General features: G+C 66.6%; 22 protein-coding genes, 1 pseudogene and 1 riboswitch. Of the genes and pseudogenes, 20 read left to right on the top strand and 3 right to left on the bottom strand.

Annotation, left to right across the window (positions count from 1 at the left end; all coding sequences use genetic code 11):
- Positions 1-22 precede the first annotated feature (22 nt).
- Positions 23-2458 (bottom strand): TonB-dependent receptor, encoded by a 2436-nt coding sequence (locus tag J7396_RS09075; RefSeq protein ID WP_209261325.1) that lies wholly within the window; start codon positions 2456-2458, stop codon positions 23-25.
- Between the two features lie 224 nt (positions 2459-2682).
- Between J7396_RS09075 and J7396_RS09070 the strand changes: the two genes are divergently transcribed.
- From J7396_RS09070 to J7396_RS09050, 5 genes are all read left to right on the top strand, one after another.
- Positions 2683-3156 (top strand): DUF3574 domain-containing protein, encoded by a 474-nt coding sequence (locus J7396_RS09070; RefSeq protein ID WP_011348323.1) that lies wholly within the window; start codon positions 2683-2685, stop codon positions 3154-3156.
- Complete coding sequence (locus J7396_RS09065) at positions 3123-4187, top strand: hypothetical protein (protein WP_209261324.1); 1065 nt, start codon at positions 3123-3125, stop codon at positions 4185-4187. Before J7396_RS09070 ends, J7396_RS09065 begins: the two co-directional genes overlap by 34 nt.
- A 137-nt stretch (positions 4188-4324) precedes the next feature.
- Complete coding sequence (locus J7396_RS09060) at positions 4325-5926, top strand: hypothetical protein (RefSeq protein WP_136732868.1); 1602 nt, start codon at positions 4325-4327, stop codon at positions 5924-5926.
- A gap of 8 nt (positions 5927-5934) precedes the next feature.
- Positions 5935-7092 carry a lysozyme inhibitor LprI family protein gene (locus J7396_RS09055; RefSeq protein WP_209261416.1) on the top strand — a complete coding sequence of 386 codons (1158 nt, stop codon included), beginning with the start codon at positions 5935-5937 and terminating at the stop codon, positions 7090-7092.
- 294 nt (positions 7093-7386) lie between these two features.
- Positions 7387-8205, top strand: a complete 819-nt coding sequence (locus J7396_RS09050; RefSeq protein WP_209261323.1) for a DUF3014 domain-containing protein — start codon at positions 7387-7389, stop codon at positions 8203-8205.
- Positions 8206-8431: 226 nt separating this feature from the next.
- Here J7396_RS09050 and J7396_RS09045 read toward each other — a convergent pair whose 3' ends face one another.
- Together J7396_RS09045 and J7396_RS09040 are read right to left on the bottom strand one after the other, a co-directional pair.
- The gene (locus tag J7396_RS09045) at positions 8432-9139 is read right to left on the bottom strand and encodes a glutathione S-transferase (RefSeq protein WP_127171630.1); all 708 of its coding nucleotides are present in this window, start codon (positions 9137-9139) and stop codon (positions 8432-8434) included.
- Between the two features lie 44 nt (positions 9140-9183).
- The gene (locus J7396_RS09040) at positions 9184-9510 is read right to left on the bottom strand and encodes a GIY-YIG nuclease family protein (RefSeq protein WP_039416464.1); all 327 of its coding nucleotides are present in this window, start codon (positions 9508-9510) and stop codon (positions 9184-9186) included.
- A gap of 180 nt (positions 9511-9690) precedes the next feature.
- Between J7396_RS09040 and J7396_RS22785 the strand changes: the two are divergent.
- From J7396_RS22785 to J7396_RS08965, 15 genes and pseudogenes are all read left to right on the top strand, one after another.
- Positions 9691-10136, top strand: a pseudogene (locus J7396_RS22785) (ATP-binding cassette domain-containing protein); the annotation flags it as partial.
- A gap of 345 nt (positions 10137-10481) precedes the next feature.
- Positions 10482-13067, top strand: coding sequence for an ATP-dependent chaperone ClpB (gene clpB, locus J7396_RS09030; protein WP_209261322.1), 2586 nt, complete (start codon positions 10482-10484; stop codon positions 13065-13067).
- Positions 13068-13191: 124 nt separating this feature from the next.
- Positions 13192-14103, top strand: a complete 912-nt coding sequence (locus J7396_RS09025) for a DUF6624 domain-containing protein (protein ID WP_071118752.1) — start codon at positions 13192-13194, stop codon at positions 14101-14103.
- A gap of 159 nt (positions 14104-14262) precedes the next feature.
- Positions 14263-15549: an aminotransferase class I/II-fold pyridoxal phosphate-dependent enzyme gene (locus J7396_RS09020; protein ID WP_071118751.1), complete on the top strand. Its 1287-nt coding sequence runs from the start codon at positions 14263-14265 to the stop codon at positions 15547-15549.
- A gap of 340 nt (positions 15550-15889) precedes the next feature.
- Positions 15890-16115: riboswitch (cobalamin riboswitch) on the top strand.
- Between the two features lie 116 nt (positions 16116-16231).
- Positions 16232-18109, top strand: a complete 1878-nt coding sequence (btuB, locus tag J7396_RS09015) for a TonB-dependent vitamin B12 receptor (protein WP_209261321.1) — start codon at positions 16232-16234, stop codon at positions 18107-18109.
- A 279-nt stretch (positions 18110-18388) separates the two neighbouring features.
- Entirely contained in the window at positions 18389-18982 is a 594-nt protein-coding gene (locus tag J7396_RS09010; protein WP_029820041.1) for a hypothetical protein, read from the top strand.
- Positions 18982-19593, top strand: coding sequence for a hypothetical protein (locus tag J7396_RS09005; protein ID WP_008571050.1), 612 nt, complete (start codon positions 18982-18984; stop codon positions 19591-19593). The genes J7396_RS09010 and J7396_RS09005 overlap by 1 nt, the downstream gene beginning before the upstream one ends.
- On the top strand, positions 19590-20201 hold the full coding sequence (cobO, locus tag J7396_RS09000) for a cob(I)yrinic acid a,c-diamide adenosyltransferase (RefSeq protein WP_014090833.1): 612 nt from the start codon (positions 19590-19592) through the stop codon (positions 20199-20201). The genes J7396_RS09005 and cobO overlap by 4 nt, the downstream gene beginning before the upstream one ends.
- Positions 20202-20271: 70 nt before the next feature.
- Positions 20272-21186 carry an adenosylcobinamide-phosphate synthase CbiB gene (cbiB, locus tag J7396_RS08995; RefSeq protein WP_071117913.1) on the top strand — a complete coding sequence of 305 codons (915 nt, stop codon included), beginning with the start codon at positions 20272-20274 and terminating at the stop codon, positions 21184-21186.
- A gap of 93 nt (positions 21187-21279) precedes the next feature.
- Complete coding sequence (gene cobD, locus J7396_RS08990) at positions 21280-22263, top strand: threonine-phosphate decarboxylase CobD (protein ID WP_031423821.1); 984 nt, start codon at positions 21280-21282, stop codon at positions 22261-22263.
- A complete protein-coding gene (locus J7396_RS08985; protein ID WP_209261320.1) occupies positions 22260-23735 on the top strand; it encodes a cobyric acid synthase in 1476 nt (491 codons plus the stop codon). The genes cobD and J7396_RS08985 overlap by 4 nt, the downstream gene beginning before the upstream one ends.
- Positions 23723-24247, top strand: a complete 525-nt coding sequence (cobU, locus tag J7396_RS08980; RefSeq protein WP_008571057.1) for a bifunctional adenosylcobinamide kinase/adenosylcobinamide-phosphate guanylyltransferase — start codon at positions 23723-23725, stop codon at positions 24245-24247. The genes J7396_RS08985 and cobU overlap by 13 nt, the downstream gene beginning before the upstream one ends.
- Positions 24240-25286, top strand: coding sequence for a nicotinate-nucleotide--dimethylbenzimidazole phosphoribosyltransferase (cobT, locus tag J7396_RS08975; protein WP_014090830.1), 1047 nt, complete (start codon positions 24240-24242; stop codon positions 25284-25286). The genes cobU and cobT overlap by 8 nt, the downstream gene beginning before the upstream one ends.
- Positions 25283-25897 carry a histidine phosphatase family protein gene (locus J7396_RS08970; protein WP_008571059.1) on the top strand — a complete coding sequence of 205 codons (615 nt, stop codon included), beginning with the start codon at positions 25283-25285 and terminating at the stop codon, positions 25895-25897. Before cobT ends, J7396_RS08970 begins: the two co-directional genes overlap by 4 nt.
- The gene (locus J7396_RS08965) at positions 25894-26628 is read left to right on the top strand and encodes an adenosylcobinamide-GDP ribazoletransferase (RefSeq protein ID WP_008571060.1); all 735 of its coding nucleotides are present in this window, start codon (positions 25894-25896) and stop codon (positions 26626-26628) included. The genes J7396_RS08970 and J7396_RS08965 overlap by 4 nt, the downstream gene beginning before the upstream one ends.
- Positions 26629-26741 lie beyond the last annotated feature (113 nt).

Raw genomic sequence — 26741 nt, 5'->3', positions numbered from 1 at the left:
TTTGCCAATCCCGAATCCCGAATCAGAAGCTGTACCGCACCCGCCCATACCAATACGCGCCGTTGCTGCCGATCGGCGAGAGCACGTCGTAGGGCAGGTTGCCGAAGTAGGCGATGTCGTCGATGGAACGGTCCGAGTAGTTGTCCAGGATGTTCTGCCCGCCGATGGCCAGCGTCCATTGCGTGCCCAGGTGATATTCGGCTTCCAGGTCCAGTTGCCACTCGGCGCCGTAGGTCTGGCGCGGCACGAAGCCGCCACCGAAATCGAACACGCGCGTGGCGCTGCCGTAGCGGTTGACGCGGGTCTGCAGGTTCCAGTGCTCGTTGCTCCAGTTCGCGGCAAGCGAGGCGCGGGTGCGCGGTGCGGCGTCGGTGAGCGTGTTGCTTTCTTCCACGCCGAACAGCACGTACTCCGGGTTCAATGCGAGCAACTGGGCCGGGGTGGCGATGATGTTTTCCAACTCGGTCTTGGCGTAGCTGTAGGTGCCGGTCAGCAGCAGGTCGCCGCCGAAGGCGTACTGACGCCAGTTGGCGACCAGCTCGGCGCCGCGGGTGCGGGTATCGGCGGCGTTGAGGAAATAGCTGGCGCTCTGCACCCCGGTGACGCCGTAGTTCTGCTGCACGAAGCTGGTCAGCGCATCGCCGGTGATGTCTTCGGACAGCGCAATGCGGTCGTCGATATCGATCTGGAAAAAGTCCAGCGACACGTCGAAGTGATCGCCCAGCTTGCTGGTGAAGCCCAGGCTGTAATTGACCGACTTTTCCGGCTTCAGATCGGTGGCGCCCAGTCCGCGCGCGATGGGGTTGTTGACCGACAGCAGGCGACCCTGGGTCAGGCGGCCGGCGGCGTCGTAACCGGTGGAAGTGGCTTCATAGCCGATCTGGCTGAGCGAAGGCGCACGCACGTTGTTGGAGATGGCGCCACGCAGCGCAAAGGCCGGTGCGAATGCGTAGCGTGCGGCCAGTTTGCCGGTCCACTGGCTGCCGAAATCCTGGTAATGCTCGTAGCGGCCAGCCAGGTCGGTGGAGAACTTGTCGCCGAACTGGCTGGAGACGTTGGCGTAGGCGCTGGCCACGTTGCGCGACAGGTCGGCTTCGTCCTGCGGGGTGAGCCCGCCGCCGGCCTGCGAGCCGGTGGGACGATCGGTGAACGGGCCGGCCGCGTAGCTGGCCGGATCGCCGGCGTGGGTGCGGTATTGCTCGCGGCGGAACTCGGCGCCGGTGCCGAAGGTATGGGTGGCGCCGGCGGCGTCGAACACGCGGGTCAGGTCGAAATTGCCCACCGTCTGCGCGAAGGCGAAATCACCGGTCTTGAAGCGTGTGGGGCTGCCGGGTCCCAGCGATGCATTGAGCGAATTGCGTAGCCGGTAGGTGAAGTCGTTGCGGCCGTAGTTGACGCTGGCGTCGTAATCCCAGCTGCCCCATTGCCCGCGTGCACCAGCCACGAGTTGCAGGTCGCGATTCTCGCCTTCAGAGATCGGGCGGTAGCCGTTGGGGTAGATCTCGCGCCAGTTGGCGCTGCCGTCCGGGTAACGGAAGTAATTGGCGCCTTCGGTATCGCGCTGGTTGTAGGTGCCGAAGGCGTAGAACTCGCCGCTGGCGCTGAACGGCACCTTGGTGTTGAGCCAGGCATTCAGGCCCTTGGTGGCGCCATCGCCGAGCACGTAATTGCGCTGGCCCCGCAGCGCCAGATTGGCCGGGGTCTGTTCTTCGAACGAGGGAATCTGGTCGAAGCCGGCGCGGTTGGTCGCCTCGCGGTTCTTCAGCTCCACGCCGACCTTGAAGAAGCCGCCGTCGTCGCCCAGCAGCGTGCCCACCTTTGCGCTGGCATAGCTGGTCTGGCCGTCGGTGACGCGGCGGTCGATCGGCTTCACGTCGGTGTTGTAGGCGCCGAAGCTGGCTTCCAGTTCGCCGCGCTCGGGGTTGTCGTCCAGGATCACGTTGATGACGCCGGCAATCGCATCCGAGCCGTATTGCGCGCCGGCCCCGTCGCGCAGCACTTCGATGCGCTTGATCGCGTTGATCGGGATGGAATTGAAATCCACCGGCGTGGTGCCCTTGCCGATCTTGCTGTCGGTGTTGACCAGCGCCGAGGTATGGCGGCGCTTGCCGTTGACCAGCACCAGCACCTGGTCGGGCGAGAGCCCGCGCAGCTGCGCGGCGCGGATATGGTCGGCGCCGCCGGAGTTGGACTGACGCGGGAAATTGAAGGAAGGCAGCAGCGCCTGCAGGGCGCTGCCCAACTCGCCGTTGACCACGCCGGCCTTGCGGATGTCTTCGGCGGTGAGCACGTCCACCGGCACGGTGGATTCCAGCACGGTGCGGTCGCTGGCACGGGTGCCGGTGACGATCACGGTGTCCAGGGTGGTGGCACCGGCATCGGCCTGCTGGGCTTGCGCGTTGGCGCTGAGCACGGCGGCGATGGCCAGGCCAATCACCGAAAGGGTGGGGCGGGTCATGCTGTTCTCTCTCCTGCAACTGCAACGCGCCGCGCGGTCGGCATCCGGCCGGGCTGGGGCGCAAGGGGGCGGGTCGTCCACATTCATCCGGATGGAAAGATATTATCGCGTTGTTCAGGGCGGCGCGAGATGGCACAGTGCGTGCGCGCCGGCATGAGCTGATATCGGCCTTGCATGAGCCTGCCCCAAGTGCCCCCCCCCCCAGACCTGTTGTGGAGAAGTCGATGAAGTTGCTGCCGTCTTGCCTGCTTGCCGCCATGCTGGCGTTGACCGCTTGCGCCACCGCGCCCGGCACCGTGCCGACCGCGACCACTGCCAGCCTGCAGGGCGATGCAGCGCGGCCGGCGGCGGCACGGGGTTGGGTGCGCAGCGAGTTGTATTTCGGCGTGGGCGAAGAATCCGGCCCGGCCGACCGCCCGCAGACCCGCACCATCGACGAAACCCAATGGCGCGCGTTTCTGGACAAGGAAGTGACCCCGCGCTTTCCCGATGGTCTGACCGTGTTCGACGCCTACGGTCAATGGTTGTTCCGCGGCGCAAAGGAGCCGAACCGGCTGGGCACCAAGGTGCTGGTGATCCTGCACGAGGACACCCCGCAACGGCGCAACGACATCGAAGCGATCCGGCTGGCCTGGAAGCAGGCCACCGGACACCAGTCGGTGCTGTGGTCGCGGCAGCCGGTGGAGGTGTCGTTCTGAGTCCGCTGGCCGGCTTGCGCACCGACAGGTGCGTGCAGTTGCCGACCGCCACGCTCACCAGCGTCGATCGGCGTATGTCGCGCGTCTTCATGCATTGGCGGGCATCGCGTGCGCAGCCGGCGAGCGAGTGTCTGCGCACCGCTTCGAGCCAGCTGCGCATGCGCCTTGGCTTCTTGCATTTGTCGCCCGTCCGCGCCGCTCGCGCACTGTTGGTTGCGATGGCAGGCGGGCTGGCGTTCGGCGCTGCGGCAGACGACACAAGCCTTCGTCTGACGCTGGATGCGCAGACCCGTGCGACCGCCACCTTGGTCGGCCAGCGCCTGCATGTGGTGCTGTCTCCCGGCGATGCCGAACAGTGGTTCGACGCGAATGTGGACGATGGCGAAGGCGACGTGCAGCTGCGCAGCGACGACTACAACTTCGACGGGCGCCCGGATCTTGCGGTGTCGGCGATGCTGGGTCAGGTCAACGAGGCGGTCTGGGTCTTTGTGTTCGATCCTGCACAGCGCCGCTTTCATGCGCTTGCTGCACCGACGCGCCCGGCGGTGCAGTGCGAAGGATTCTTCAATCTGGTTGCCGATCAACAGCAGCGCAGCCTGACCAGTTCCTGCCGCGGTGGGCCGATGTGGTATGCGGATGTCTACCGCTACGACGCTGGCGGGCGGTTGTACGTTTGGCGGACGCAGCAGCGGATCGAGTCGCCGCAGATCCAGGCGTTGCTGGATTCGGGAAGCGAGGATGGCATGCCGCTGTCGGTGTGGCCGATGTACGACCCGCGCGGCGTCAAGGTGGCAAGCGAAATCGGTACCACGCTCGAGGAACCGATGCCGGTGCAACTGCACGTACAGGTGAGGCGTTTGCCGCTGTACGCCACGCCGACGGCCACCGTCACCAAACGCTATCTGGTGCGCGGCGATCAGGCCGATGCGCTGGACGTCAGCGCCGATGGTACGCGGTTGCAGGTGCGTTATCGCAGCGCCGGCCGCAGCGACAGCGTGGGCTGGATCGAGGTGGATGCGGCGATGCAGTAGCGGGCGATGGCGCCGGGCTGCCTGCTCACGGACAGCCCGACGGCCCCTGGCCACGACACGCTCTAATCCACCGCGCCGCTGTCGTCCCCGCAATGCAGCGGCTACCATCGGCCGACCCCCACGCTTCTCTGGTTCTCATGTCGGCTCCCTCTTCGCGTCCTGCGGCTGCGCCGCGCTGGTTCGTCGCTGGCGATCTCAATGGTTTCTTCGGCCTGGTGGTCGACAACCTGTCTATCCTTGGCTTCATCGCGATGGCCCTGGTCGGCATCTTCCAGTTCCCGGCCGACGTCGTGTTCCAGCGCATGTTCCCCGGCACCGCGTTCGGCGTGCTGGTGGGCAACCTGCTGTACACCCTGATGGCGCGGCGGCTGGCCGCACGCACCGGGCGCGACGACGTCACTGCCATGCCGCTGGGCCTGGATGCGCCCACCAGCATCGGCATGGCGCTGCTGGTGCTCGGCCCGGCATTTGCCGGCTTCAAAGCGCAAGGGCTGGATCCGCAGGCCGCCGCGATCGCCACCTGGAAACTGGGCATGGCCGCGTTGGTGGTGATGGGCCTGCTCAAGCTGGTGCTGTCCTTCGCAGGCGAAGCGGTGACGCGCGCGCTGCCGCGGGCGGCCCTGCTCGGTTCCATCGCCGGTATCGCGCTGGTGCTGATGGGCTTGCTGCCATTGCTGGAAACGCTCCGTTCGCCGGTGGCCGGCTTCGTTACCTTGGGCCTGCTGCTGTATGTGCTGCTCGCCAAGGGCCGCCTGCCGACCAAATTGCCCGGCGTGCTGGTGGCGTTCGTGATCGGCACCGCGTTGTATTACGGGCTTGGCCTGGCGGGATTGGGTGCCCCCGGCTTCGCCTTGCCGGCGTGGAATCCGCCGCAGATCGTGCTGCCGCTGCCGACGCTGGGCTTTATCGACGGCCTGCCGGCCACGGTGGCGTACCTGCCGTTGCTGTTGCCGTTCGGCTTGTTGATGGTGGTGGGCGGCATCAACGTCAGCGAGAGCGCGCGCGCGGCCGGCGACGATTACCGCACCCGCGACATCCTGCTGGTGGAAGCCTTGGCCACGCTGGTGGCCGGCGTCTGCGGCGGCGTTGCGCAGACCACGCCCTACATCGGCCAGCCCGCGTACAAGCACATGGGCGCGCGCTCCGGTTACACGCTGCTGACCGGGGTGTTCATCGGGATCGGCGGCATGCTTGGCGTGATCAGCGGCTTGGTGCAGTGGCTGCCGCTGGCCGTGCTGGCGCCAATCATCGTGTATGTCTCCATCGACATCACCACCCAGGCATTCCAGGCCACGCCCAGGCAGCATGCCGGTGCGATGGTGCTGGGCTTTCTGCCGTCGGTCGCGTACCTGCTGACGATCAAGGCGCCGGGCTGGATTGCACCGGATCAGCTGGTCGCGCTGACCACCAAGGTCGATGGCCACGGGTTGCCGGAGCTGGCAGTGATCTTCGCGCTGGGCAATGGCTTCATCATCACCGCGATGCTATGGATCGCCACGGTGGCGGCGATGATCGACGGCCGCTTGCGACGCGGCGCGGCGTTCCTGCTGGTAGCTGCCGGGCTGACCCTGTTCGGCCTGATCCACTCGGTGGACCCGCGCGGCGGCATCTACCTGCCGTGGTCGCTGCAAGGCCTGGCGCGGGTGATCAGCTGGCAGTTCGTCGGTGCCTATGTGGCGCTGGCGGCGACGCTGCTGCTGCTGTCGCTGCTGCCGGCGCGCAAGGAGGCGTTGCAGTGACTTATCGGATGCGTGTCGTGCAGAGCATTGTGGCTGGCGCTTTGGTGCTGAGCGCTGGCGCCGCATGGTCGGCGTCGTTCGACTGCAAGCAGGCGGGCACGCCGGTGGAAAAGCGGCTGTGCGCGGTGCCGGCGCTCGGCCAGCTGGACGATCAGCTGGATGAGGCCTACCGCGGCGTGCTAGACACCACACCGCGCGCCTCGCTCACCGCAGTGCGCGATCAGCAACGCGCCTGGTTGCGCCAGCGCAATGCCTGCGCGCAGGACGCCAAGGTGGATGCCTGCCTGCAACGCAGTCTGAAGACCAGGGTCGATGCGCTGGGCAAGACACTCGACGCCCAGCAGCAAACGCTGGACCGCATCATCGCCAGCATCCCGAAAACGCCAGCGGACGCTGCGCGCCAGTTGCAGGGCTACGACGCGCCGCTGGCATCGGCATGGCTGGCGTATCTGCATGACTTCGTGCCTGCCGCTGGCGTGGATGCGGCGTTGGCGAGCGCGCGTTTTGAAAGCGCACGCAAGGCGTTGCGCAAGACCGACGATTTCGCAGCATCCTTGCTCGACGATGTGGAAGGCGCGCCCGCCATGCAACAGCAACAGCGTGTGCTGACCTTGTTGCGCATGTGGATCGAGCGCGAAGATCGTTCCGAGCGGCCGTATGTGCATTGCTTCATCTTCGCTGCAGTGGGCGAGCCGGCTTATGAGGCGTTCGGCCCGCTCTATGGCTCGACACGCGACAGTTTCGCGCCGATCTGCGAGCCGCCCGGTGGGCTGTTCGCGCGACCGAGCTGGAAACAGCTGGATGACGGATTCGCAGGACTGATCGAAGCCTTGAGCAAGGACGCAGGCACCATTCGCTATGCCAGCTACGCCGAGTGGCAGATCATCGCGCTCCGGGCTGCCGTGTCGCCGGCACTGTATCTGCAGCCGGAGTTGCGCAAGCGCTACGGCAACGATCCGGAGCAGGCGATTGCTGCGTGGTCCGGCGACGACAGCGACTGGCCGGCAGCCGAGCGCAACGCTGCGCGCGCGCTGTTGCCGAAGGTGCGCGCAGAAACGGCCGCCTGGCTGGTAAGCGAAAAGCACATGCCGGCCAGGCAGGCCGAACAGGTTGCCGCTGCAATTGTCGCGGCTTGGGTGAACGCGCGATTGGATTTCGTCGGCTAAGCGGCGTGGATCGCGCAGCGAAGCTTCTGCCGGTCCGCTACACGGCCCTTGCCCGCCCACCATCGCAGGACACGCTGCAAGTACGTCCCTGTGGCTCCTTGGCGGCATTCATGCCGCCAAGAGTCCCGCGACAGTAAGACAGCCGGCGAGCCGGGCGCTGCGTTTCCCGTGGTCGCGGGCGTAGTGCGCCGCGTCCAGCGTCAAGCGGCTCAACGAGCGACACCGTAAATCGATGGAACCACCGCAGCATCCCACGGTCACACACTGGATGTTGTCGATGTCAGGAGTTCCACGATGCAAAGCAAATCCTCGCGCTGGCCGTGGTTGTTGGCGGTCCCCTTGATCGCTGGCGCCGCGTGGTGGCTGTTCAGCGGCCCGCCCGATCCGCAGGGCACCTTGCCTGCACCCATCAGCCGTACCGCCAGTGCTGTGGCCGCTGCGGTCAGCCCACAGCCGACGCCGGCCAGTGGCGAGCCGCGTCATCCGGTGCCGGCAGCATCGGCCGACGCTGCCGATGCTGCGATTCCTGCGTTGGCGCAAAGCGACGATGCCGCGTGGCAAGCGCTGCTGGCGTTGGTGCAGGACGATGACGCGTTGTCGATCGTATTGCGCAAGCACCTGATCGAACGCGTGGTGGTGATGATCGACAACCTCACCCAACCCAGCATCAGCCGCCGTGCCTTGGTGCTGCAGCCGGTGCCTGGCGAGTTGCAGGTGGCCGGCGCAGGCGATCATCCGGTGCTCGATCAGGCCAATGCGGCCCGCTATGCACCTTACGTGGCCGCATTCACCAGCGTGGATGCGCAGGCCATGGCGCGCGGCTATGTGCGCTTCTATCCGCTGTTTCAGCAGGCGTACGCGGATCTGGGCGCGCCGGATCGTTACTTCAACGACCGCGTCATCGATGTGATCGACCACTTGCTGCGCACGCCTGAGCCGACGCAGCCGATCGGCGTGCAACGCGACGACCGTGGCCGCTACCGCTTCGTCGACCCATCGCTGGAATCGCTGTCGGTGGGGCAGAAGGCACTGCTGCGCCTGGGGCCGACGCAAGCGGCTGCAGTCAAGGCGCAACTGCAGCGGATTCGCACGGCCTTGCTGCAGGGGCGCTGAGGCCGCTGGCTTCCCACTACCGGAGAGCGAACGCCGCATGTCAGGCGACCTGCGGCCTTCGCACCTGGGTGGGTGCGTACGTACACGACGTAACGCTGCACGCGTCGCTCAGGATCAGGTGGCGTTGTTGCGTGATCGCTCGCAGCAATGAGCACCGCGGGCCGCGCCGCACCCTTATGCGGCGCCAGCCTGTTGCGACCGGCCGCAGCGCCCTCGCTGCCGCTGCCTATGCCGCATCCAGCTCCGGGTAATGGCGGAAGATGCCGTTCGTATTGAAGGCCACACGTCGTTCGGACGCCAGATAGGCCGCAACGCGCGGCCGTTGGGCCACGTGCCGCTGCAGCGCCTTCAGTCCTGGCAAGTTTTTTGCCAACCTCGCCATGCGTTTGGGGAACATGTACTCCAGGCCACTCACCAACTGGAACAACGATAGATCCAAGTACGAATGCGTGCCGAGCACGTGCGTGCCGCCAGCCTGTTGCAGGACCTGCTCGAAATAGCCCAGGAATTTGGGCAAGCGGTTTTCACGCAGGTCCTGCGCACGCTTGGCCGCTTCGGCTTGTTGGTCTTCGTAATACAGGCCGGTTGCGATCGGGTGGTGCGTATCGTGCACCTCGGCCACCAGATCGGCGATGGTCAGCTGCAATTGCAGCGCCTGTAGCCGCTGTGGTTCCGAATCGGGCACCAATTGCAGCTGTGGCCCGATGAAGTGCAGGATCGCCGCGACCTGCGCCACCACCACGTCGCCGGCTTTGAGAAATGGTGGTGCGAACGGCTGCGCGCCCACCTGCTCGCCTTGCAAAAACGCCGTCATGACCTCGTCGCCCTGGATACGTGCGACATCGGTGTAGGCCGCGCCGGCGTCTTCCAGTGCCAGTCGCACGAATTCGCCGCGGCCTTGCAGACCGGTCCAGTAATACAGCTGATAATGCATGCGCCGCTCCGCATGTCGGGCGCTGCAGGGTAGAAAAACGATGGCTAGACACGCGTGATCGATGCGTCAGCAGGTTGTGACTCCGCACCGTTCGGTTGTGCCTGCAGCCAGGCGAGCTTGCGCGCACGTGGCTGGCGCTTGAGCGCGCACTCCGCGCGCGAAGCGCTGGCGCGGTCGGGGTACCGGTGGCTGGCGAGCAGCTGCACGGGCGGATTGGCACGCGTGTAACGCGCACCAGTGCCACGCAGATGGGCCTGGAAGCGCCGCTCCAGATCGTTGGTAATGCCGGCGTAATAGCTGCCGTTGCGACATAGCAGCAGGTAGAGGTGCCAGGGCTTGGGAGCATCCATCGGCGCATTATCGCCACTCATGCGCGATTGCGCAGCGTGCATGCATGACAGAGCTTGTTGCATTCGCTACCGCCAACGCACCGGGACTGATTAACCGCCTAAGCATTGGTTACTGGACGCTTGGGGCGCCGGCAAACAGCATGCCGTATCGCATCGCTCGGTCGAGCCGGTCTTGTTGCCTGCACGCCAGTCGTGCGGCGCCGGGCCGGTCGTGCGCAGGCGCAGGCGCTGGACGCGGTGAGCCTGGGCATGCGCGGCAACGCGTGGCCGTCCGCGCTGTCCGGCGGCCAACGTCGGCCGGTGGCGCTGGCACGTGCATTGGTGCATCGGCCGCGGCTGTTGCTGCTGGACGAACCGCTGGGGGCGCTGGATGCATCGAGCCGTATCGTGATGCAGCAGCTAATCGTGATGCAGCAGCAAATCGTGCGGTTGTGGCGGCAGCACGGGTTTGCGTTGGTGTTGGTCACCCACGACGTGGCCGAGGCGAGCGCGCTGGCCGATCGCATCGTGGTGCTCGATCACGGCAAGGGCGGCCTGGGTGTGGCGGGCCCGTGCCGCATCCGCGTGCGCCCGGGCTGCCGGCGCTGGCGACGATCCAGGCACAGGTGCTGTCGCGTCTGCTTGGCGCGACACAGGTGCCGGAGCCAGCTGCCCCGAAGGCGCAGATGCGCCATGCGGCACCCCGCGAGACGACGGCACAGGAAGTCTCGCCGTTGCAACGCATCCCAGCCCCGCGCGTGTGGGGCTCAGCTCCCGCGACCATGCCGGCCCCTGCGCGCCGTTTCACCCACCGCCCAGGGCGACACGCGGCGTCGCTGGCGGGTGCGTCACCCCTGCGTAGCCATCTGCACGTACCGCTTCGCCAAGCCCGCCTGGACAGCGCCGGCCTGGCCGCTTGCATCTCCAGCACCGGCAAACCTTGAAACCTCGCTCGCCAACCGCATTTGCACGGTATCGCCGGCGGTGCCGGCCACCTGTTCAGAGGATCTCCCATGCGGATGGACAAGCTCACCTCGCGGTTCCAGCAGGCGCTGGCCGACGCGCAGTCGCTGGCTGTGGGCCGCGACCACAACATCATCGAGCCGGTGCACGTGCTGGCCGCGCTGCTCGACCAGAGCGGCGGCAGCACGCGCCCGCTGCTGTCGCAGGCCGGCGTCAACGTGCCGCTGCTGCGCGAGCGCCTGGGCGAGGCGCTGGACACGCTGCCCAAGGTGTCCGGGCAGGAAGGCAATCTGTCGATCGGCAACGATCTCAATCGCCTGCTCAACCAGACCGACAAGCTCGCCCAGCAACATGGCGACGCGTTCATCGCCAGCGAGTGGTTCGTGCTGGCCGCTGCCGACGATGCCAGCCCGCTGGGCGTGGCGTTGCGCGCGGCCGGTGGCGACAAGAAGAAGATCGAAGCGGCCATCGACAAGCTGCGTGGCGGAGAAACCGTGCAGTCTGAAAACGCCGAAGAACAGCGCCAGGCGCTGGAGAAATACACCATCGACCTGACCGCACGCGCCGAGAGCGGCAAGCTCGATCCGGTGATCGGCCGCGACGAGGAAATCCGCCGCACCATCCAGGTGCTGCAACGGCGCACCAAGAACAACCCGGTGCTGATCGGCGAACCCGGCGTGGGCAAGACCGCCATTGTCGAAGGCCTGGCCCAGCGCATCATCAACGGCGAAGTGCCCGAAGGCCTGCGCGGCAAGCGCGTGCTGTCGCTGGACATGGGCGCGTTGATCGCCGGCGCCAAATTCCGCGGCGAATTCGAAGAGCGCCTGAAGGCGGTGCTCAGCGACCTGTCGAAGAACGAGGGCCAGATCATCTTGTTCATCGACGAGCTGCACACCATGGTCGGTGCCGGCAAGGCCGATGGCGCGATGGATGCCGGCAACATGCTCAAGCCAGCGCTGGCACGCGGCGAGCTGCATTGCATCGGCGCCACCACGCTGGACGAATACCGCAAGTACATCGAAAAAGACGCCGCACTGGAGCGCCGTTTCCAGAAAGTGTTCGTGGGCGAGCCGACTGTGGAAGACACCATCGCGATCCTGCGCGGCCTGAAGGAGCGCTACGCGGTGCATCACGGCGTGGAGATCACCGACCCGGCCATCGTGGCCGCGGCCACGCTGTCCAACCGCTACATCACCGACCGCCAGCTGCCGGACAAGGCCATCGACCTAATGGACGAAGCGGCCTCGCGTATCCGCATGGAGATCGACTCCAAGCCCGAAGAACTCGACCGCCTGGAGCGCCGCCTGATCCAGCTCAAGATCCAGCGCGAGATGCTCAAGAAGGAAAAGGACGAGGCCTCGCGGCAGCGCCTGGCCGATCTGGAAAGCGATATCGACAAGCTCGAACGCGAGTTTTCCGACCTCAATGAAGTGTGGAAGTCGGAAAAGGCCGCGCTGCAGGGCACCACCAAGATCAAGGAGCAGATCGAGCACGCAAAGCTGGAACTGGAGGCCGCACAGCGCCGCCAGGACTACGCCAAGATGAGCGAGATCCAGTACGGCGTGCTGCCGCAACTGGAAAAGCAGATGCTGCTGGCCAACGAGGTGGAACACCACGATTTCAAGCTGGTGCAGGACCGCGTGACCGCCGAGGAAATCGCCGAAGTGGTGTCGCGCTGGACCGGTATTCCGGTCAACAAGATGCTGGAGGGCGAGCGCGACAAACTGCTGCGGATGGAAGACGAACTGCATGATCGCGTGGTTGGGCAGAACGAAGCGATCAAGGTGGTATCCGACGCGGTGCGCCGCTCGCGTGCCGGCCTGTCCGATCCCAATCGTCCCAGCGGTTCGTTTCTGTTCCTGGGTCCCACCGGCGTGGGCAAGACCGAGCTGTGCAAGGCGCTGGCGGATTTCCTGTTCGACAGCACCGAAGCGATGATCCGCATCGACATGAGCGAGTTCATGGAGAAGCACTCGGTGGCGCGGCTGATCGGTGCGCCTCCGGGCTATGTGGGCTATGAAGAGGGCGGTTATCTCACCGAGGCCGTGCGTCGTCGTCCGTATTCGCTGATCCTGCTGGACGAAGTGGAAAAGGCGCACGCAGATGTGTTCAACATCCTGCTGCAGGTGCTCGACGATGGCCGTCTCACCGATGGCCAGGGCCGCACCGTGGACTTCCGCAATACCGTCATCGTGATGACCTCCAACCTGGGTTCGCACCAGATCCAGGAGCTGTCCGGCGACGATAGTGCCGAGGCGTACACGCAGATGAAGGCGGCGGTGATGGGCGTGGTGCAGGCGCACTTCCGTCCGGAGTTCATCAACCGGCTGGACGACATCGTGGTGTTCCACCCGCTGGACAAGGCACAGATCAAGTCGATTGCGCGCATCCAGCTGCAGGGCCTGGAAAAGCGTCTGGCCGAGCGCGGCCTGAAGCTGGACCTGGACGATGCGGCGCTGGAGCTGTTGGGCAATGTCGGCTTCGACCCGGTCTACGGTGCGCGACCGCTGAAGCGCGCAATCCAGTCGCAGGTGGAAAACCCGCTGGCGCAGCAGATCCTGTCGGGCCAGTACGCCAGCGGCGAGACCGTGCGCGTGCGTGCGCAAGGTGGGCATCTGGAGTTTGGCAAGGGGTGATCGTAGGATGGGTCGTCCCGCAGGATGCGGGGTGACCCATCCTTGTCATGCCGTGGGTCTGTAGTGCGTCCACGCTGCCGCGTTTCGCCCCCCAACGCGTGATTCATCTGGCAAGGAATTTCAGATGCGCCTTGTGTATGTTCCGATCTACATCGGTGTTGCCATGGGAATGGCCGGTAGCCTCTACGCAGGCGACGCGCCGGATATCTTTGCCGCGCTCAAGGCCTATGACGCCAAGGACTATGCGCGTTGTGCCGAGGTGATGGACGCACTGCAGCGCGCGTCCAGCGAACTTCCAGAAAACGGTGAACTTCTGCGTGCAGAATGCCTGGCCGCGGCGGGAAAGACAGACCAGGCCCTGCGGTATCTCGATGTCCAGATTCCGCGCGGGCGGATCTCCATCGATGATCTGCGCAGCAAGGACCTGCCGGGCCTGAATCGGCTGCGAAAGATGGATGGGTGGCCTGCGCTGCTGGCGAAAGCCGAGCGCGTCAATGCGCAGCAGCAGGCAACACTGAATCCACAATTGCGCCAGGAGCTGATCGCGCGCGTAGAGAAGGATCAGCATGTGCGCAATGCGGCGATCGCCGCTGGGGGCAAGCCCGCCGACTGGGCATCCATTGCGCCGGTGGATGCCGACAACACCGCATGGCTCAAGCAAGTCGTCGCGACCCAGGGTTGGCCGGGCCGGCGCCTGGTGGGGGAAGATGGCGCCAAGGCGGCATGGATCCTGGTACAGCATGCCGACGCCGATCCAGCGTTTCAGGCGCAGGTTCTGGCGTTGATGGAAGCGGCGCTGGCCACGCAGGAGGTGGCGCCTGACGATGTTGCGTTGCTCACCGATCGCGTCTTGCTTGCGCAAGGCAAGCCGCAGCGCTACGGCACCCAATTCAAGAACGATGCGGATGGCGGCATGTCATTGCAGCCTACCGAAGACGAAGCGGGGCTGGACGAACGCCGCCGTCGTATGGGGTTACCGCCCATGGATCAGTACAAAAAGATGTTGCAGGACGCTTACCGACAGCCTGCGCATTGATCGGCGCATTGAGTGGGGGCAGTATCGCCAGGGCCACTGTATGCGAGTGGGTCCGCCATGCCGGACGTGATCGTTGGCGATGTCGTCATGGCGCGCCGTCATAAGAGGCGATGCGGCAGCCGCGTATCGTCGGGCCCTCTATCCAGAGCGAGCCTTGCCATGACCGATCCGCAGTGGAAGCCAGAAACCATCGCCGTGCATGGGGGCTATCGTCCCGATCCCACCACCCGCGCGGTGGCGGTGCCGATCTACCAGACCGTGGCCTATGCCTTCGACGATACCCAGCATGGTGCGGATCTGTTCGATCTGAAGGTGCAGGGCAACATCTACAGCCGCATCATGAACCCCACCAACGACGTGCTGGAGCAGCGCGTGGCGGCGCTGGAAGGCGGCATCGGGGCGCTGGCGCTGGCATCCGGGCAGGCGGCGGTGACCTATGCGATCCAGACCATCGCCGAGGCCGGCGACAACATCGTGTCGTCCAGCGCGCTGTACGGCGGCACCTACAATCTGTTCGCGCATACGCTACCGCAGTTCGGCATCGCTACGCGCTTTGCCGACTATCGCGATCCGCAGGCCTTTGCCGGGCTGATCGACGAACGCACCAAGGCCGTGTTCGTCGAATCGATCGGCAACCCGCGCGGCAACATCACCGACATCGAAGCGGTGGCCGCCGTGGCGCATGCGCACGGCGTGCCGCTGATCGTGGACAACACCGTGGCCACGCCGTCGCTGCTGCGGCCGATCGACTTCGGTGCCGACATCGTGGTGCATTCGCTGACCAAGTATTTGGGCGGGCATGGCAACAGCATCGGCGGCGCGATCGTGGATAGCGGGCGCTTTCCGTGGGCCGCGCACAAGGCGCGCTTCCCGCGCCTCAACGAGCCGGATGTGAGCTACCACGGGGTGGTGTATACCGACGCGCTGGGCGAGGCCGCCTACATCGGCCGTGCGCGGGTGGTTCCGCTGCGCAATACCGGTGCGGCGTTGTCGCCGTTCAATGCGTTCCTGATCCTTCAAGGCATCGAAACGCTGGCGCTGCGCATGGAACGCATCAATGCCAACGCGCTGGCGGTCGCCCGTTATCTGCAGCAGCATGCGCGCGTTGCCTGGGTCAATTACGCCGCGTTGCCGGATCATCCCGAGCATGCATTGGCGCAGAAGTATCTGGGCGGCCATGGCTCGGGCGTGCTGACCTTCGGCTTGCCCGGCGGGCGCGCGGCCGGTGCCCGCTTCCTGGATGCGCTGCAGCTGTTCACACGGCTGGTGAATATCGGCGATGCCAAGTCGCTGGCGACGCATCCGGCCTCCACCACGCACCGCCAGCTCGGCCCGGCCGAACTGGAACATGCCGGTGTGAGCGAGGACACCGTGCGCTTGTCGATCGGCATCGAGCATATCGATGATCTGCTGGCGGATCTGGAGCAGGCGCTGCAGGGGGCGTGAGATGCACACAAGGCTGCGCTCGCACCCTCATCCGGCGCTGCGCGCCACCTTCTCCCGAAGGGAGAAGGGAACAGGCCCCTCTCCCTTTGGGAGAGGGGTTGGGGTGAGGGTACGTAGGCGAAGCCCACTCGTATGTGAGAGATGAAGCTCGGTGGCGGACATGCGTGCAACCAGCATGCTGCTTCCATGCATCGCATGAGGCTTTGCTCCATAGCCTCATCCGGCGCCGCGCGCCACCTTCTCCCGGCGGGAGAAGGAATTGGCAATTCCCTCGTTAGGCGCTTGGCGACGCGCTGCGCCTGGTCGGCCGCCACCCCCGGAGCGGCGCCGCCAATCCTGTTACCATGCGTGCCCCTGAGGTGACTGCCGGCTGACCGGTGGTTTAAACGGGAATTCGGTGCGCGCATCGCCTTGGCGGGACGCAATTCCGGAGCTGCCCCCGCAACGGTGGGCGAGACAAGGGTCTGCACGACACGCCACTGTGCATCGCATGGGAAGGCGCAGATCCGGGGAGCGACCGCTTCCGCTCGCAAGCCCGGAGACCGGCCTGAAGGGATTGACCCGGCACGCGGTGGGCGTGGCCCTGTGCATCCGGTGCTCGCGCGCCGGACGCCTGGCCCGTTGCTGCCTGTCGACCCCATTGCCTCCGCGCGGGTAGGCGCGGTTCCAGGAGCAGCAGTCGATGTCCGTTTCTTCCGTTTTGCCGCGTCGCACCGTGCTGGCCGCGGCGCTGTCGCTATGCGCGACCAACCTGGCGCAGGCCGAGGCTGCCATCGATTTCGACGAGGTGGTGGTGACCGCCTCGCGTACCGCACAGACCCAGGACCAGACGCTGGCGCCGGTCACCGTGATCGACCGCGCGCAGATCGAGCGCCGCCAGGTCAACTCGCTGCAGGATCTGCTGCGCGGCGAAGCGGGCGTATCGCTGGCCAACAACGGTGGTCCCGGCAAGGCGACCTCGCTGTTCCTGCGCGGCACGGAGTCGGACCATCTGGTGGTATTGATCGACGGGGTACGCATCGGTTCGGCCACCGCCGGCGGTGCGGCGTTGCAGGATCTGCCGATCGAGCAGATCGAACGCGTCGAGATCGTGCGCGGGCCGTTTTCCAGCCTGTACGGCTCCGAAGCGCTGGGCGGGGTGATCCAGATCTTCACCCGTCGTCCGCAAGGCCGTTTCGTGCCCACACTCAGCGTGGCGACCGGCAGCGACAACGCGCGCCGCTACGGCGCGGGCATTGCGGGGCGCAGCCCCGGCGATCCGAGCGAAGCCGGTGGTTGGTATGCGGTGAACGCGGTGCACGACGAAACCGACGGCATCAACGCCTATCTGGACACCGGCTCCAGTGCCTACGATCCCGATCGCGACGGCTATCGCAACGATTCGTTGAGCGCGCAGGGCGGCTGGCGCTTCAACCGTCAGTGGGATGCCGATGCGCATGCCCTGCGCACGCAGAGTCGCAACGAATACGACGGCTCGGCCTTCGGCGGTAATCTCGGCAAGGGCGTGCAGCAGGCCATCGGCGGCCGCGTGCGCTATGCGCCGAGCGAGGCGCTCACGCTCACTGCCAGCGTGGGCAGCAGCGCCGATCTGAGCGATGCGTATTACCAAGGCGCCTACCTGTCGACCTACGACACCCGCCGCAAGCAGGGTGCGTTGCAGGCCGATCTCGACACCGGCCCCGGTCTGCTCACGGTCGGCTTCGATTGGCAGCGGGACGCCATCGCCAGCAGCGACAATTACAATGCCGACAGCCGCATCGACCGCGCCGCATTTGTGCAGTGGCAGCAGACTTTTGGCAGTCAATCGCTGCAAGCCAGCCTGCGCCGCAACGACAACAGCCAGTTCGGCGGCAAGACTACCGGCAGCCTGCTGTGGGGTTGGGATTTTGCCGAGCATCTGCGCCTGACGGCCAGCTACGGCACTGCGTTCAAGGCACCCACCTTCAACGAGTTGTACTACCCCGATTACGGAAACCCGCTGCTCGGGCCGGAAACCTCCAAGAGTGCCGAGCTCGGTCTGCGCGGTCGCTACGATTGGGGCACCTGGACGCTCAGCGCGTTCCAGACCCGTATCGACGATCTCATCGCCTACGACGCGTCGTTGGTGGATGCCACGCACCCGTTCGGGCAGCCGAATAATATCGATCGGGCGCGCATCCGCGGCGTGGAAGCCGGCTACGACACCGCGCTGGCCGGCTGGACCGTGCGCAGCGCGTTGACCTGGCTTGCGCCGCAGGCCGATGGTGAAGTCAATCATGGCAATTGGTTGCCGCGGCGTGCACGCCAGAGCGGGCGTATCGATGCCGACCGCAGCATCGGTGCATTCGGCATTGGCGCGAGCCTGTTCGGTTCGGGTGCTCGCTACGACGATCTGGCCAATACCGATCGGTTGGCCGGCTACGGCTTGCTGGATCTGCGCGTGAGTTATGCAGTGAATGCGGACTGGAAGGTGCAATTTGCCGCCAACAATGTGTTCGACCGCCACTACGAAACCGCACGCTGGTATGCCCAGCCAGGCCGCAATTATCAGCTGACCTTCCGCTACCAACCGGCGCACTGAGAGCAGCCGACGACACGACCGCGCAGCCACCGCATGGTTGCGGGCGGTGCCCGGATCCGCATGGACCAGGCGGATACTGCGTCTGCTCATGCTGTCTGCATGCGCCTGGCGAGTGCGCGCGACATTGTGTTAGCCCGTCCAAGCGCGCCGCCGACACCGGCTGCGCGGTCGGCGCTTGCCGCTGGGTGCAAGGATCGCTACGGTTTGCAGGGGGCGATCATTTGCCAGATGTCTGTTGCGCCATCCGGGTGGCGATCGAAAATCTGAAGGAAACCATCGATGCCACCTTTATCCCGCTCTTGCGAACGCCTGGTGTTCATCGCTTCGATGCTGCTGATGACCGCGACCCGCTTCCATCATGTCAGTGACTGGCTGCACCTGCCGGATGCCTCCATGGCGGTGTTCTTTCTCGGTGGCCTGGCATTGCGGCGGCACGGCGACTTCGTTGCCTTGCTGGGGTTGTCGGTGGCGATCGATTGGGCTGCAGTGCGCCTGGCCGGCGTCAGCGACTTCTGCATCACGGCGGCCTACGCGGCCTTGCCGGTGGCCTATGGCGTGCTCTGGTACGCCGGGCGCGCATCTCTCGCACGTGGGCGGCCAGGCGCTGCGTCGCTGAGCATCGCCTGGGGTCTGGGCACCTTGGCCGCCGTGCTGTCGTTCTTGATCTCCAATGGCGCGTTCTACTGGTGGGGCGGGCGCTATGCCGACCCGCACTGGGCGCAGTACCTGCAGCGCGCCTGGCAGTGGGGGCCGTTGTTCGTGCGCACGACAGCGCTGTATCTGGCGGTGGTGCTGGCAGCCGCATGGTGCGTGCTGCGCTGGCGTCATCTGCACGCCGCAGCGCCGTTGTCCACGCCATCGGATGTGTCGTGATGGTGGCGCGGCGCGCTGCAGCGACACCGTTGCCGTTGCCGTTGCACGGCACAGCGGCCAGAGCGTGCGGCATCGCACTTGCCGGCTTGATGGTCTGCGCGCGCGGCGAGCATTTTGCAAATGTGGATGCCTTGCCCACGGCCTCATGGGCGGTATTTTTTCTGGCCGGTGCGCTGCTACGCCCGCTGTGGATGTTGCCGCTGCTGTTCGGGATCGTATCGCTGCTGGATCTGATCGGCCTGGCCTCGGGCAGCAGCAGCGACTGGTGCCTGTCGCCGGCGTACTGGGCGTTGGCATTGGCGTACGCCGCGTTGTGGTGGGGCGGGCTGCTGTTTGCATCGCAACTGCAGCGCCAGGCCTGGCGTCGCGTCACCGGGCCGCTGTTGGCCTTGCTGATCAGCGGCAGCGCCGCCTATGTGCTCTCCAAGGCCGGTTTCTATTTCCTGTCTGGTCGCTACCCGCATGCCACGCTCAGCGGGTTCATTGCGCGCGTGCCGGCGGACTATCCACACGCACTTGCAACACTGGCCGGCTATATCGGCCTGGCTTTCGCCCTGTTGGCTGCACACCGCGCCGCTGGTGCACGTCCACCCATGGGAGCACGCGCATGACCACCCCCGAGCACGATGAGGCGCATTACCGCGAACGTGCGCAGCGCAAGAAGGAATTGATCGACCGGCGCATCGCACGTGCAGTGATCGACCGCGGTGTGCTGCTGGTCAATACCGGCAATGGCAAGGGCAAGAGCTCGTCCGGCTTCGGCATGCTGGCGCGCTCGCTTGGGCATGGCCTGCATTGCGGCGTGGTGCAATTCATCAAGGGCACGTTTTCGACCGGCGAAGAGGCGTTTTTCCGTCGCTTTCCGGATCTGCTCGATTACCACGTCATGGGCGAAGGCTTCACCTGGGAAACCCAGGACCGCGCACGCGACATCGCCGCCGCGCAGGCGGCCTGGCAGCGTGCGCGCGGCATGCTGGCCGATGCGCGCTACGACTTCTTGCTGCTGGACGAACTCAACATCGCCCTGGTGAAGGACTACATCGCGCTGGATGAGGTGCTTGCCGCCGTGGCCGCGCGGCCGCCCGGCCAGCATGTGGTGATTACCGGGCGCGGCGCGCCGGCCGGGTTGATCGAGGTCGCCGACACCGTGACCGAGATGCGCCTGGTCAAGCACGCCTTCAATGCCGGCATCAAGGCGCAACTCGGCATCGAGCTGTAGCCGTGGGCGTGCGCGCGCAATGCCTTGCATGGCTCGGCATGTTGGCTGGCATGCGCCGGGACTGCACGCCATGCTGCTGGTGACTGCCACCGTTGCCGTGCTGCTGGATTTGCTGCTCGGCGAGCCGCGGCGCGGACATCCGCTGGTGTTGTTTGGCACCTGGGCGCAACGTATCGAAGCGCGCCTGCACTCCAACCGACGCAGCGCGGGCGTCCTGGCGTGGTGCGTGAGCGTGTTGCCGTTGACCTGTATCGCTGCAGTGGTGCAATGGGGGCTGTGGTGCGTGTCGCCCTGGGCGGCGGCCGCGTTTGCCGCGATCACGCTGTATCTGGCGCTGGGCCTGCGTAGCCTGGGCGAACACGCGCAAGCGGTGATCGATGCGCTGCAGGTCACTGATCTGCCTGCCGCCCGCGCTGCAGTGGGTCGTATCGTCAGCCGCGATACGGCTGCGCTGGACGCTACCCAAGTCGCTGCCGCAGCGACCGAGTCGGTCTTGGAAAACGGCAGCGACGCCGTGTTCGCCGCGCTGTTCTGGGGCGTCGCGCTGGGCGCACCGGGCGCGGTGTTGTACCGGCTGTCCAATACGCTGGATGCCATGTGGGGCTATCGCACGCCGCGCTACGTCAACTTCGGCTGGGCCGCGGCGCGCATCGACGATGCGTTGAACTGGCTGCCGGCGCGGCTCACCGCAGCGACCTACGCCGTGCTGGGTCGCACCCGTGCGGGCATGCGCTGCGCGTGGCGGCAGGGACGCGGCTGGAAGAGCCCCAATGCCGGCCCCGTGATGGCGGCGGGCGCAGGCGCGCTGCATGTCCGATTGGGCGGGCCTGCGCCGTACCACGGCCATTGGCAGCCGCGCCCCGCGCTGGGCGAGGGCGCGGCAGCAAGCGCAAACAGCGTGCAACGCGCATTGCGGCTGGTGCGCGCCGGGGTCGCGTTCTGGCTGCTGCTGGGCGCGCTGGCAACCGCGCTGGCGATGCGATGATCGGCACGCGGATGGCCTGGCGTTGCACCAACACGCACCGGCGCACCGTTCACGCCGGCGCAGGTAGCGCCGCTCCATTACCGGGAGTGCGCAATGCTTGAACATGGCGGGCGCCTGCGCCGCGCTGCGCAGGCTTACAACATTCCGCTCGCGCACTGGCTGGACCTGTCCACCGGCGTGAGCCCGTTCGCCTGGCCGGTGCCCGCCATTCCGGAACATGCGTGGCAGCGCTTGCCGGAAGACGACGATGGCCTGGCAGAGTGCGCGGCGGCATATTACGGCGCGCCGCAGGTACTGCCGGTGGCCGGCTCGCAGGCGGCGATTCAGGCCTTGCCACTGCTGCGCGCGCCCGGCCGCGTCGGCGTACTTACGCCTGGCTACGCCGAGCATGCACAGGCATGGCGGCGTGCCGGGCATCAGGTCGTGCCGATGAGCGCCGCGCAATTGCTGCACGCGGGTGAGACGCTGGATGTGGCCGTGCTGATTCATCCCAATAATCCATGCGCCGAGTGCTTCGATCCCGACACGCTGCTGCAGTTGCATGCGCGGCTTGCAGCACGCGGCGGGTGGCTGGTGATCGACGAGGCCTTCATGGATGCGACCCCGCGACACAGCGTCTGCGCTTTCAGCCAGCGGCCCGGTCTGGTGGTGCTGCGCTCGGTGGGCAAGTTCTTCGGCATGGCAGGCGCACGTGCGGGCTTTGTCTGCGCAGATCGCGCATTGCTGGATGCCGTGCGCGAACGCTTGGGACCATGGACGCTGAGCGGGCCGGCGCGATGGGCCGTGCAGCAGGCATTGGCCGATACGCCGTGGCAGGTTCAGGCACGTGCGCGCCTGCACGCGGCATCGCAGCGGCTTGCGCAGCTGTTGCATGCGCATGCGATCGTACCTACCGCAGGCACGGCGTTCTTTCAGTGGTGCCGGCGCGACGACGCGGCTGCCTTGCACGTCGCGCTGGCGCAACGCGGCATTTTGACGCGGCTGTTCGACACACCGAACAGTCTGCGCCTGGGTCTTCCACCCGACGCCGCGGGCGAGGCGCGCCTGGACGTGGCACTGCGCCAGGTGCTGGCATGAGCGCGCGCGTACTGATGGTGCAGGGCTGCACCTCCGATGCGGGCAAGAGCACGCTGGTGGCCGCGCTGTGCCGGTGGCTGCATCGGCAGGGCATTGCGGTGGCGCCATTCAAGCCGCAGAACATGGCGTTGAATTCGGCAGTGACGGTGGACGGTGGCGAAATCGGCCGCGCGCAGGCATTGCAGGCACAGGCATGCGGGCTGGAGCCGCAGACCGATTTCAACCCGGTGTTGCTCAAGCCCAACAGCGATGCCGGTGCGCAGGTCATCGTGCACGGGCATCCGGTCGCCACCCTGGATGCGGTGGGCTATCACGCCTACAAGGCGACCGCATTCAACGCCGTGTTGGCCTCGCACGTGCGCCTGGTCGAGCGCTTCGATGTGGTGCTGGTGGAAGGTGCCGGCAGCCCGGCCGAGATCAATCTACGCGACAACGACATCGCCAACATGGGCTATGCCGAAGCGGTGGACTGCGCCGTGATCCTGGTGGCCGACATCGACCGCGGCGGCGTGTTCGCTCATCTGGTCGGCACGCTGGCGTTGCTCTCGGCCAGCGAGCGCGCACGCGTTGCCGGTGTTGTGATCAACCGGTTTCGCGGAGATCTGGCGCTGCTGCAGCCCGGCCTGGCGTGGCTGGAGCGCGAAACGGGCAAGCCGGTGCTCGGCGTCCTTCCGTATCTGCACGGCCTGCAGCTGGATGCCGAAGATGCGGTGCCACGCAACGCGCCGCAGAAACCACAGTCGCAATTGCGCGTGGTGGTGCCAGTGCTGCCGCGCATCAGCAATCACACCGATGTCGACGCGTTGCTGGCGCATCCGCAGGTGGATGTGCGCTTGATCGGTCCCGGGCAGACGCCGCCGCCGTGCGATCTGATCCTGCTGCCGGGCAGCAAATCCACCCGGCACGATCTGCAGTGGCTGCGCACGCACGGGTGGGACACCGCCATTGCCCGTCACCTGCGCTACGGCGGAAAACTGCTTGGCATCTGCGGTGGTCTGCAGATGCTGGGCACCCATCTCCACGACCCGGATGGCATCGAGGGGGCAGCGGGCAGCAGCCCCGGTCTTGGGTGGCTGTCGCTGCAAACCACGCTGCAGCCGCACAAGCAACTGCATCGCGTGCACGGGCGCCTGCTGCTGGGCGATGCCAGTGTCAGCGGCTATGAAATTCACTGCGGTCTCAGCAGCGGCGCCGCGCTGGCACGGCCATTGCTGCAGCTGGACGATGGGCGTACCGATGGCGCCATCTCCGACGACGGCCAGGTGCTCGGCACCTATGTGCATGGGGTGTTCGACCACCCGCAGGCACTGGCTGCATTGCTGGCGTGGGCCGGTCTGGCGCAGGCCGCGCCACTGGATCTTGCCGCGCTGCGCGAAGCCAGCCTGGAGCGTCTGGCCGATGCGGTGCACACGCATCTGGATACCGCGGCACTGACACGCCTCATCAGCAGGGAACCGGCATGCAGCAACTGATTCTTGGCGGCGCCCGTTCGGGCAAGAGCGCGCTGGCCGAGCGCATCGCGGCAGCGTCCGGGCGCGCAGTGACTTACCTGGCTACAGCGCAAGCCTTCGATGACGAAATGCATCGGCGCATTGCCCATCACCGCAGCGAACGCCCCGCGCATTGGCAGTGCGTGGAAGAGCCCATCGCGCTGGCGGCGACGTTGCAGGCGCATGCCGCGCCGGATCGCTGCGTGCTGGTGGATTGCCTGACCCTGTGGCTGAGCAATCTGCTCGGCCACCCGGATGCAGGCATGTTCGCGCGCGAGCGCGATGCGCTGCTGGCAACGCTGCCGCAGTTGCCGGGGCAGATCCTGCTGGTCAGCAACGAAGTGGGGCAGGGCATCGTGCCGTTGGGCGAACTCACGCGTCGGTTTGTGGACGAGGCTGGCTGGCTGCATCAGGCATTGGCGCTACAGTGCGAGCGTGTGGTGTTGGTGGTGGCAGGATTGCCGATGGTGTTGAAGGAGAGCGCGTGTGAGTAGCGATTGGATTTTTGGTGCCTGCGCAGTGCCGGACGCGCGCATGCGCTCTGCCGCGCTTGCCCGGCAGGAACAGCTGACCAAGCCGCCCGGCGCATTGGGCCGGCTGGAACACCTGGCAGTGCAGCTGGCCGCCTGGCAACGCACCGATCGGCCCGGAGTGCAGCGGGTCTGGATCGCGGTGTATGCCGCCGACCATGGCGTAGCGGCCGAAGGAGTCTCGGCTTTTCCGCAGGCAGTGACCGGCGAGATGGTGCGCAATTTCGCACGCGGTGGCGCCGCCATTGCGGTACTGGCGCGCGAGTTGGGCGCGCGGCTGGAAGTGGTGAATCTGGGCGTGGTCAACGACCCCGGCGACCTGCCGCGGGTGCGGCGTGCCTGGATTGCGCCTAGCAGCGCCAATATCTGCGAGCAGCCGGCGATGACGGCCACCCAATTGCGCGATGCGCTCGCCGCCGGCGCCGACAGCATCGCGCAGGCCAAGAGTTGCGATACCCAGCTATTTGTCGGCGGCGAGATGGGCATCGGCAACACCACCGCCGCCGCGGCGCTGGGCTGCGCCTTGCTGTCGCAGTTTCCGCAGGCGATGGCCGGCGCAGGCACCGGCCTGGATGCCGAAGGCATTGCGCACAAGGCCACCGTGATCACGCGTGCGCTGGCCTTGCATGCCGATGCATCGAGCCCGCTGGAGCGTCTGCGCCGGCTGGGCGGATTCGAAATCGCTGCCTTGGTCGGCGCCTATATCGCCGCCGCGCAGGCCGGCATCCCGGTGCTGGTGGATGGCTTCATCACCACGGCGGCGGCACTGGTGGCCACTCGCCTGAATCCCGGCGTGCGCGAGTGGTTGTTGTTCGGGCATCGCTCGCAGGAGCGTGGGCATGCAGCGCTGCTGCGCGCAATGGATGCCGAGCCCTTGCTGCAACTGGACCTGCGTCTGGGCGAAGCCAGCGGCGCGGCGGTGGCGATTCCGCTGCTGCGCAGCGCCTGCGCCTTGCATAACGGCATGGCGACGTTTGCCGAAGCCGGGGTGTCGGACGCATGAGCGCGCAAATCACCTTGTTGCGGCATGGCGACACCGGGCAACGCAGCTATCGCGGCCAGCTCGACGACCCGCTCACCGAACTGGGCTGGCAGCAATTGCGTGCGGCCACTGCCGATGGCACGTGGGACGCAGTCGTGGCGTCCACGTTGCAGCGCTGCGCGTTGTTCGCCACCGAGCTTGCCCACGCGCGTGCCATTCCGCTGCAGCTGGACCGGCGCCTGCGCGAATATCACTTCGGCCGCTGGCAGGGCGTGCCCGTGGCCGACATCGATCGCGACGAAGGGCAAGCGCTGGGCCGCTTCTGGGCCGACCCGCTGCGCCATCCGCCACCGCAGGCCGAACCGTTTACCGACTTCTGCGCGCGCCTGTCGGCCGCGCTCGATGCCATCGTCGCCAGCTACCCGGCACAGCGCGTGCTGGTGGTCACCCACGGCGGCGCCATCCGCGCGTTGCAGTGCCTGGTCGCCGGGAGTGGCTTCGGCCGGATGACCGAACTGGCAGTGCCGCATGCGTCGCTGCATTCGCTGGCCTGGCCGCCGACCGACGCGGCTGGCGGCTTGAGATCGCCGGTCTCATCCACGGCATTGCCACTGGCGCACGACACCGAATGATCGACGGGTTGCTGGCGGCGATCGGGTTCCTGACCCGCATCCCGGTGCCCGCCCGGGTGTTCACGCGCGCAGGCGCGCAGGCGCGCTCGCTGTGCTGGTACCCGCTGGTGGGCGTGTTGCTCGGTGGGGTGGTGTGCGGGTTGGCCTGGTGCCTGCGCGAGGTGGCGCCGTTGCTGGGCGCAGCGCTGCTGTTGAGCGCCTGGGTATGGCTGACCGGCGCGTTGCATCTGGATGGCCTGGCCGACACGACCGATGCGTGGGTCGGCGGCATGGGCGAGCGCGCGCGCACGCTGGCGATCATGAAGGACCCCGCCAGCGGCCCGATGGCAGTCACCGCAGTGGTGCTGGTGTTGCTGCTCAAATGCGCCGCACTGGCCAGCCTGCTGGCGCAGGCGCCGACCACGCTATGGCTGGCGCCGCTACTGGCGCGCAGCGCGCTGGTTGCCGCGTTCCTAAGTACGCCGTATGTGCGCGCCGGCGGGCTGGGCAGCGCGCTGTCGGGCGCCCCGCGTGCAGGCCTGTGGCTGGCGCTGAGCGCCGGCACCGCGGTGTGCATCGTTGCCGGGCTGGCCACCGCGGCGTTGTGCGTTGGTATCACCGCACTGGTGTTCGCACTCTGGCGCCGCGCCTGCCTGCAGCGCCTTGGCGGCATGACCGGCGATACCTGCGGCGCATTGGTGGAACTGACCGAAACGGCCGTGCTGGTGACGCTGGCGCTGTGGTCGGCTTGAACAGGCAGGCGCTGCAGCTGACGCAATCGTCCTCACGACTGATGCCCCAGCCCCCGAGTCGTCTGCGCCTGCGTAGCGGCCGTGGGCGCTGCGACCAACGGCATCCGTCAGCG

It is taken from the genome of Xanthomonas sp. A1809 (genome assembly GCF_017746015.1).
Classification (GTDB): domain Bacteria; phylum Pseudomonadota; class Gammaproteobacteria; order Xanthomonadales; family Xanthomonadaceae; genus Xanthomonas; species Xanthomonas euvesicatoria.
Note: the sequence above shows the minus strand (reverse complement) of the source record. Positions and strands in the feature narration are given on the sequence as shown.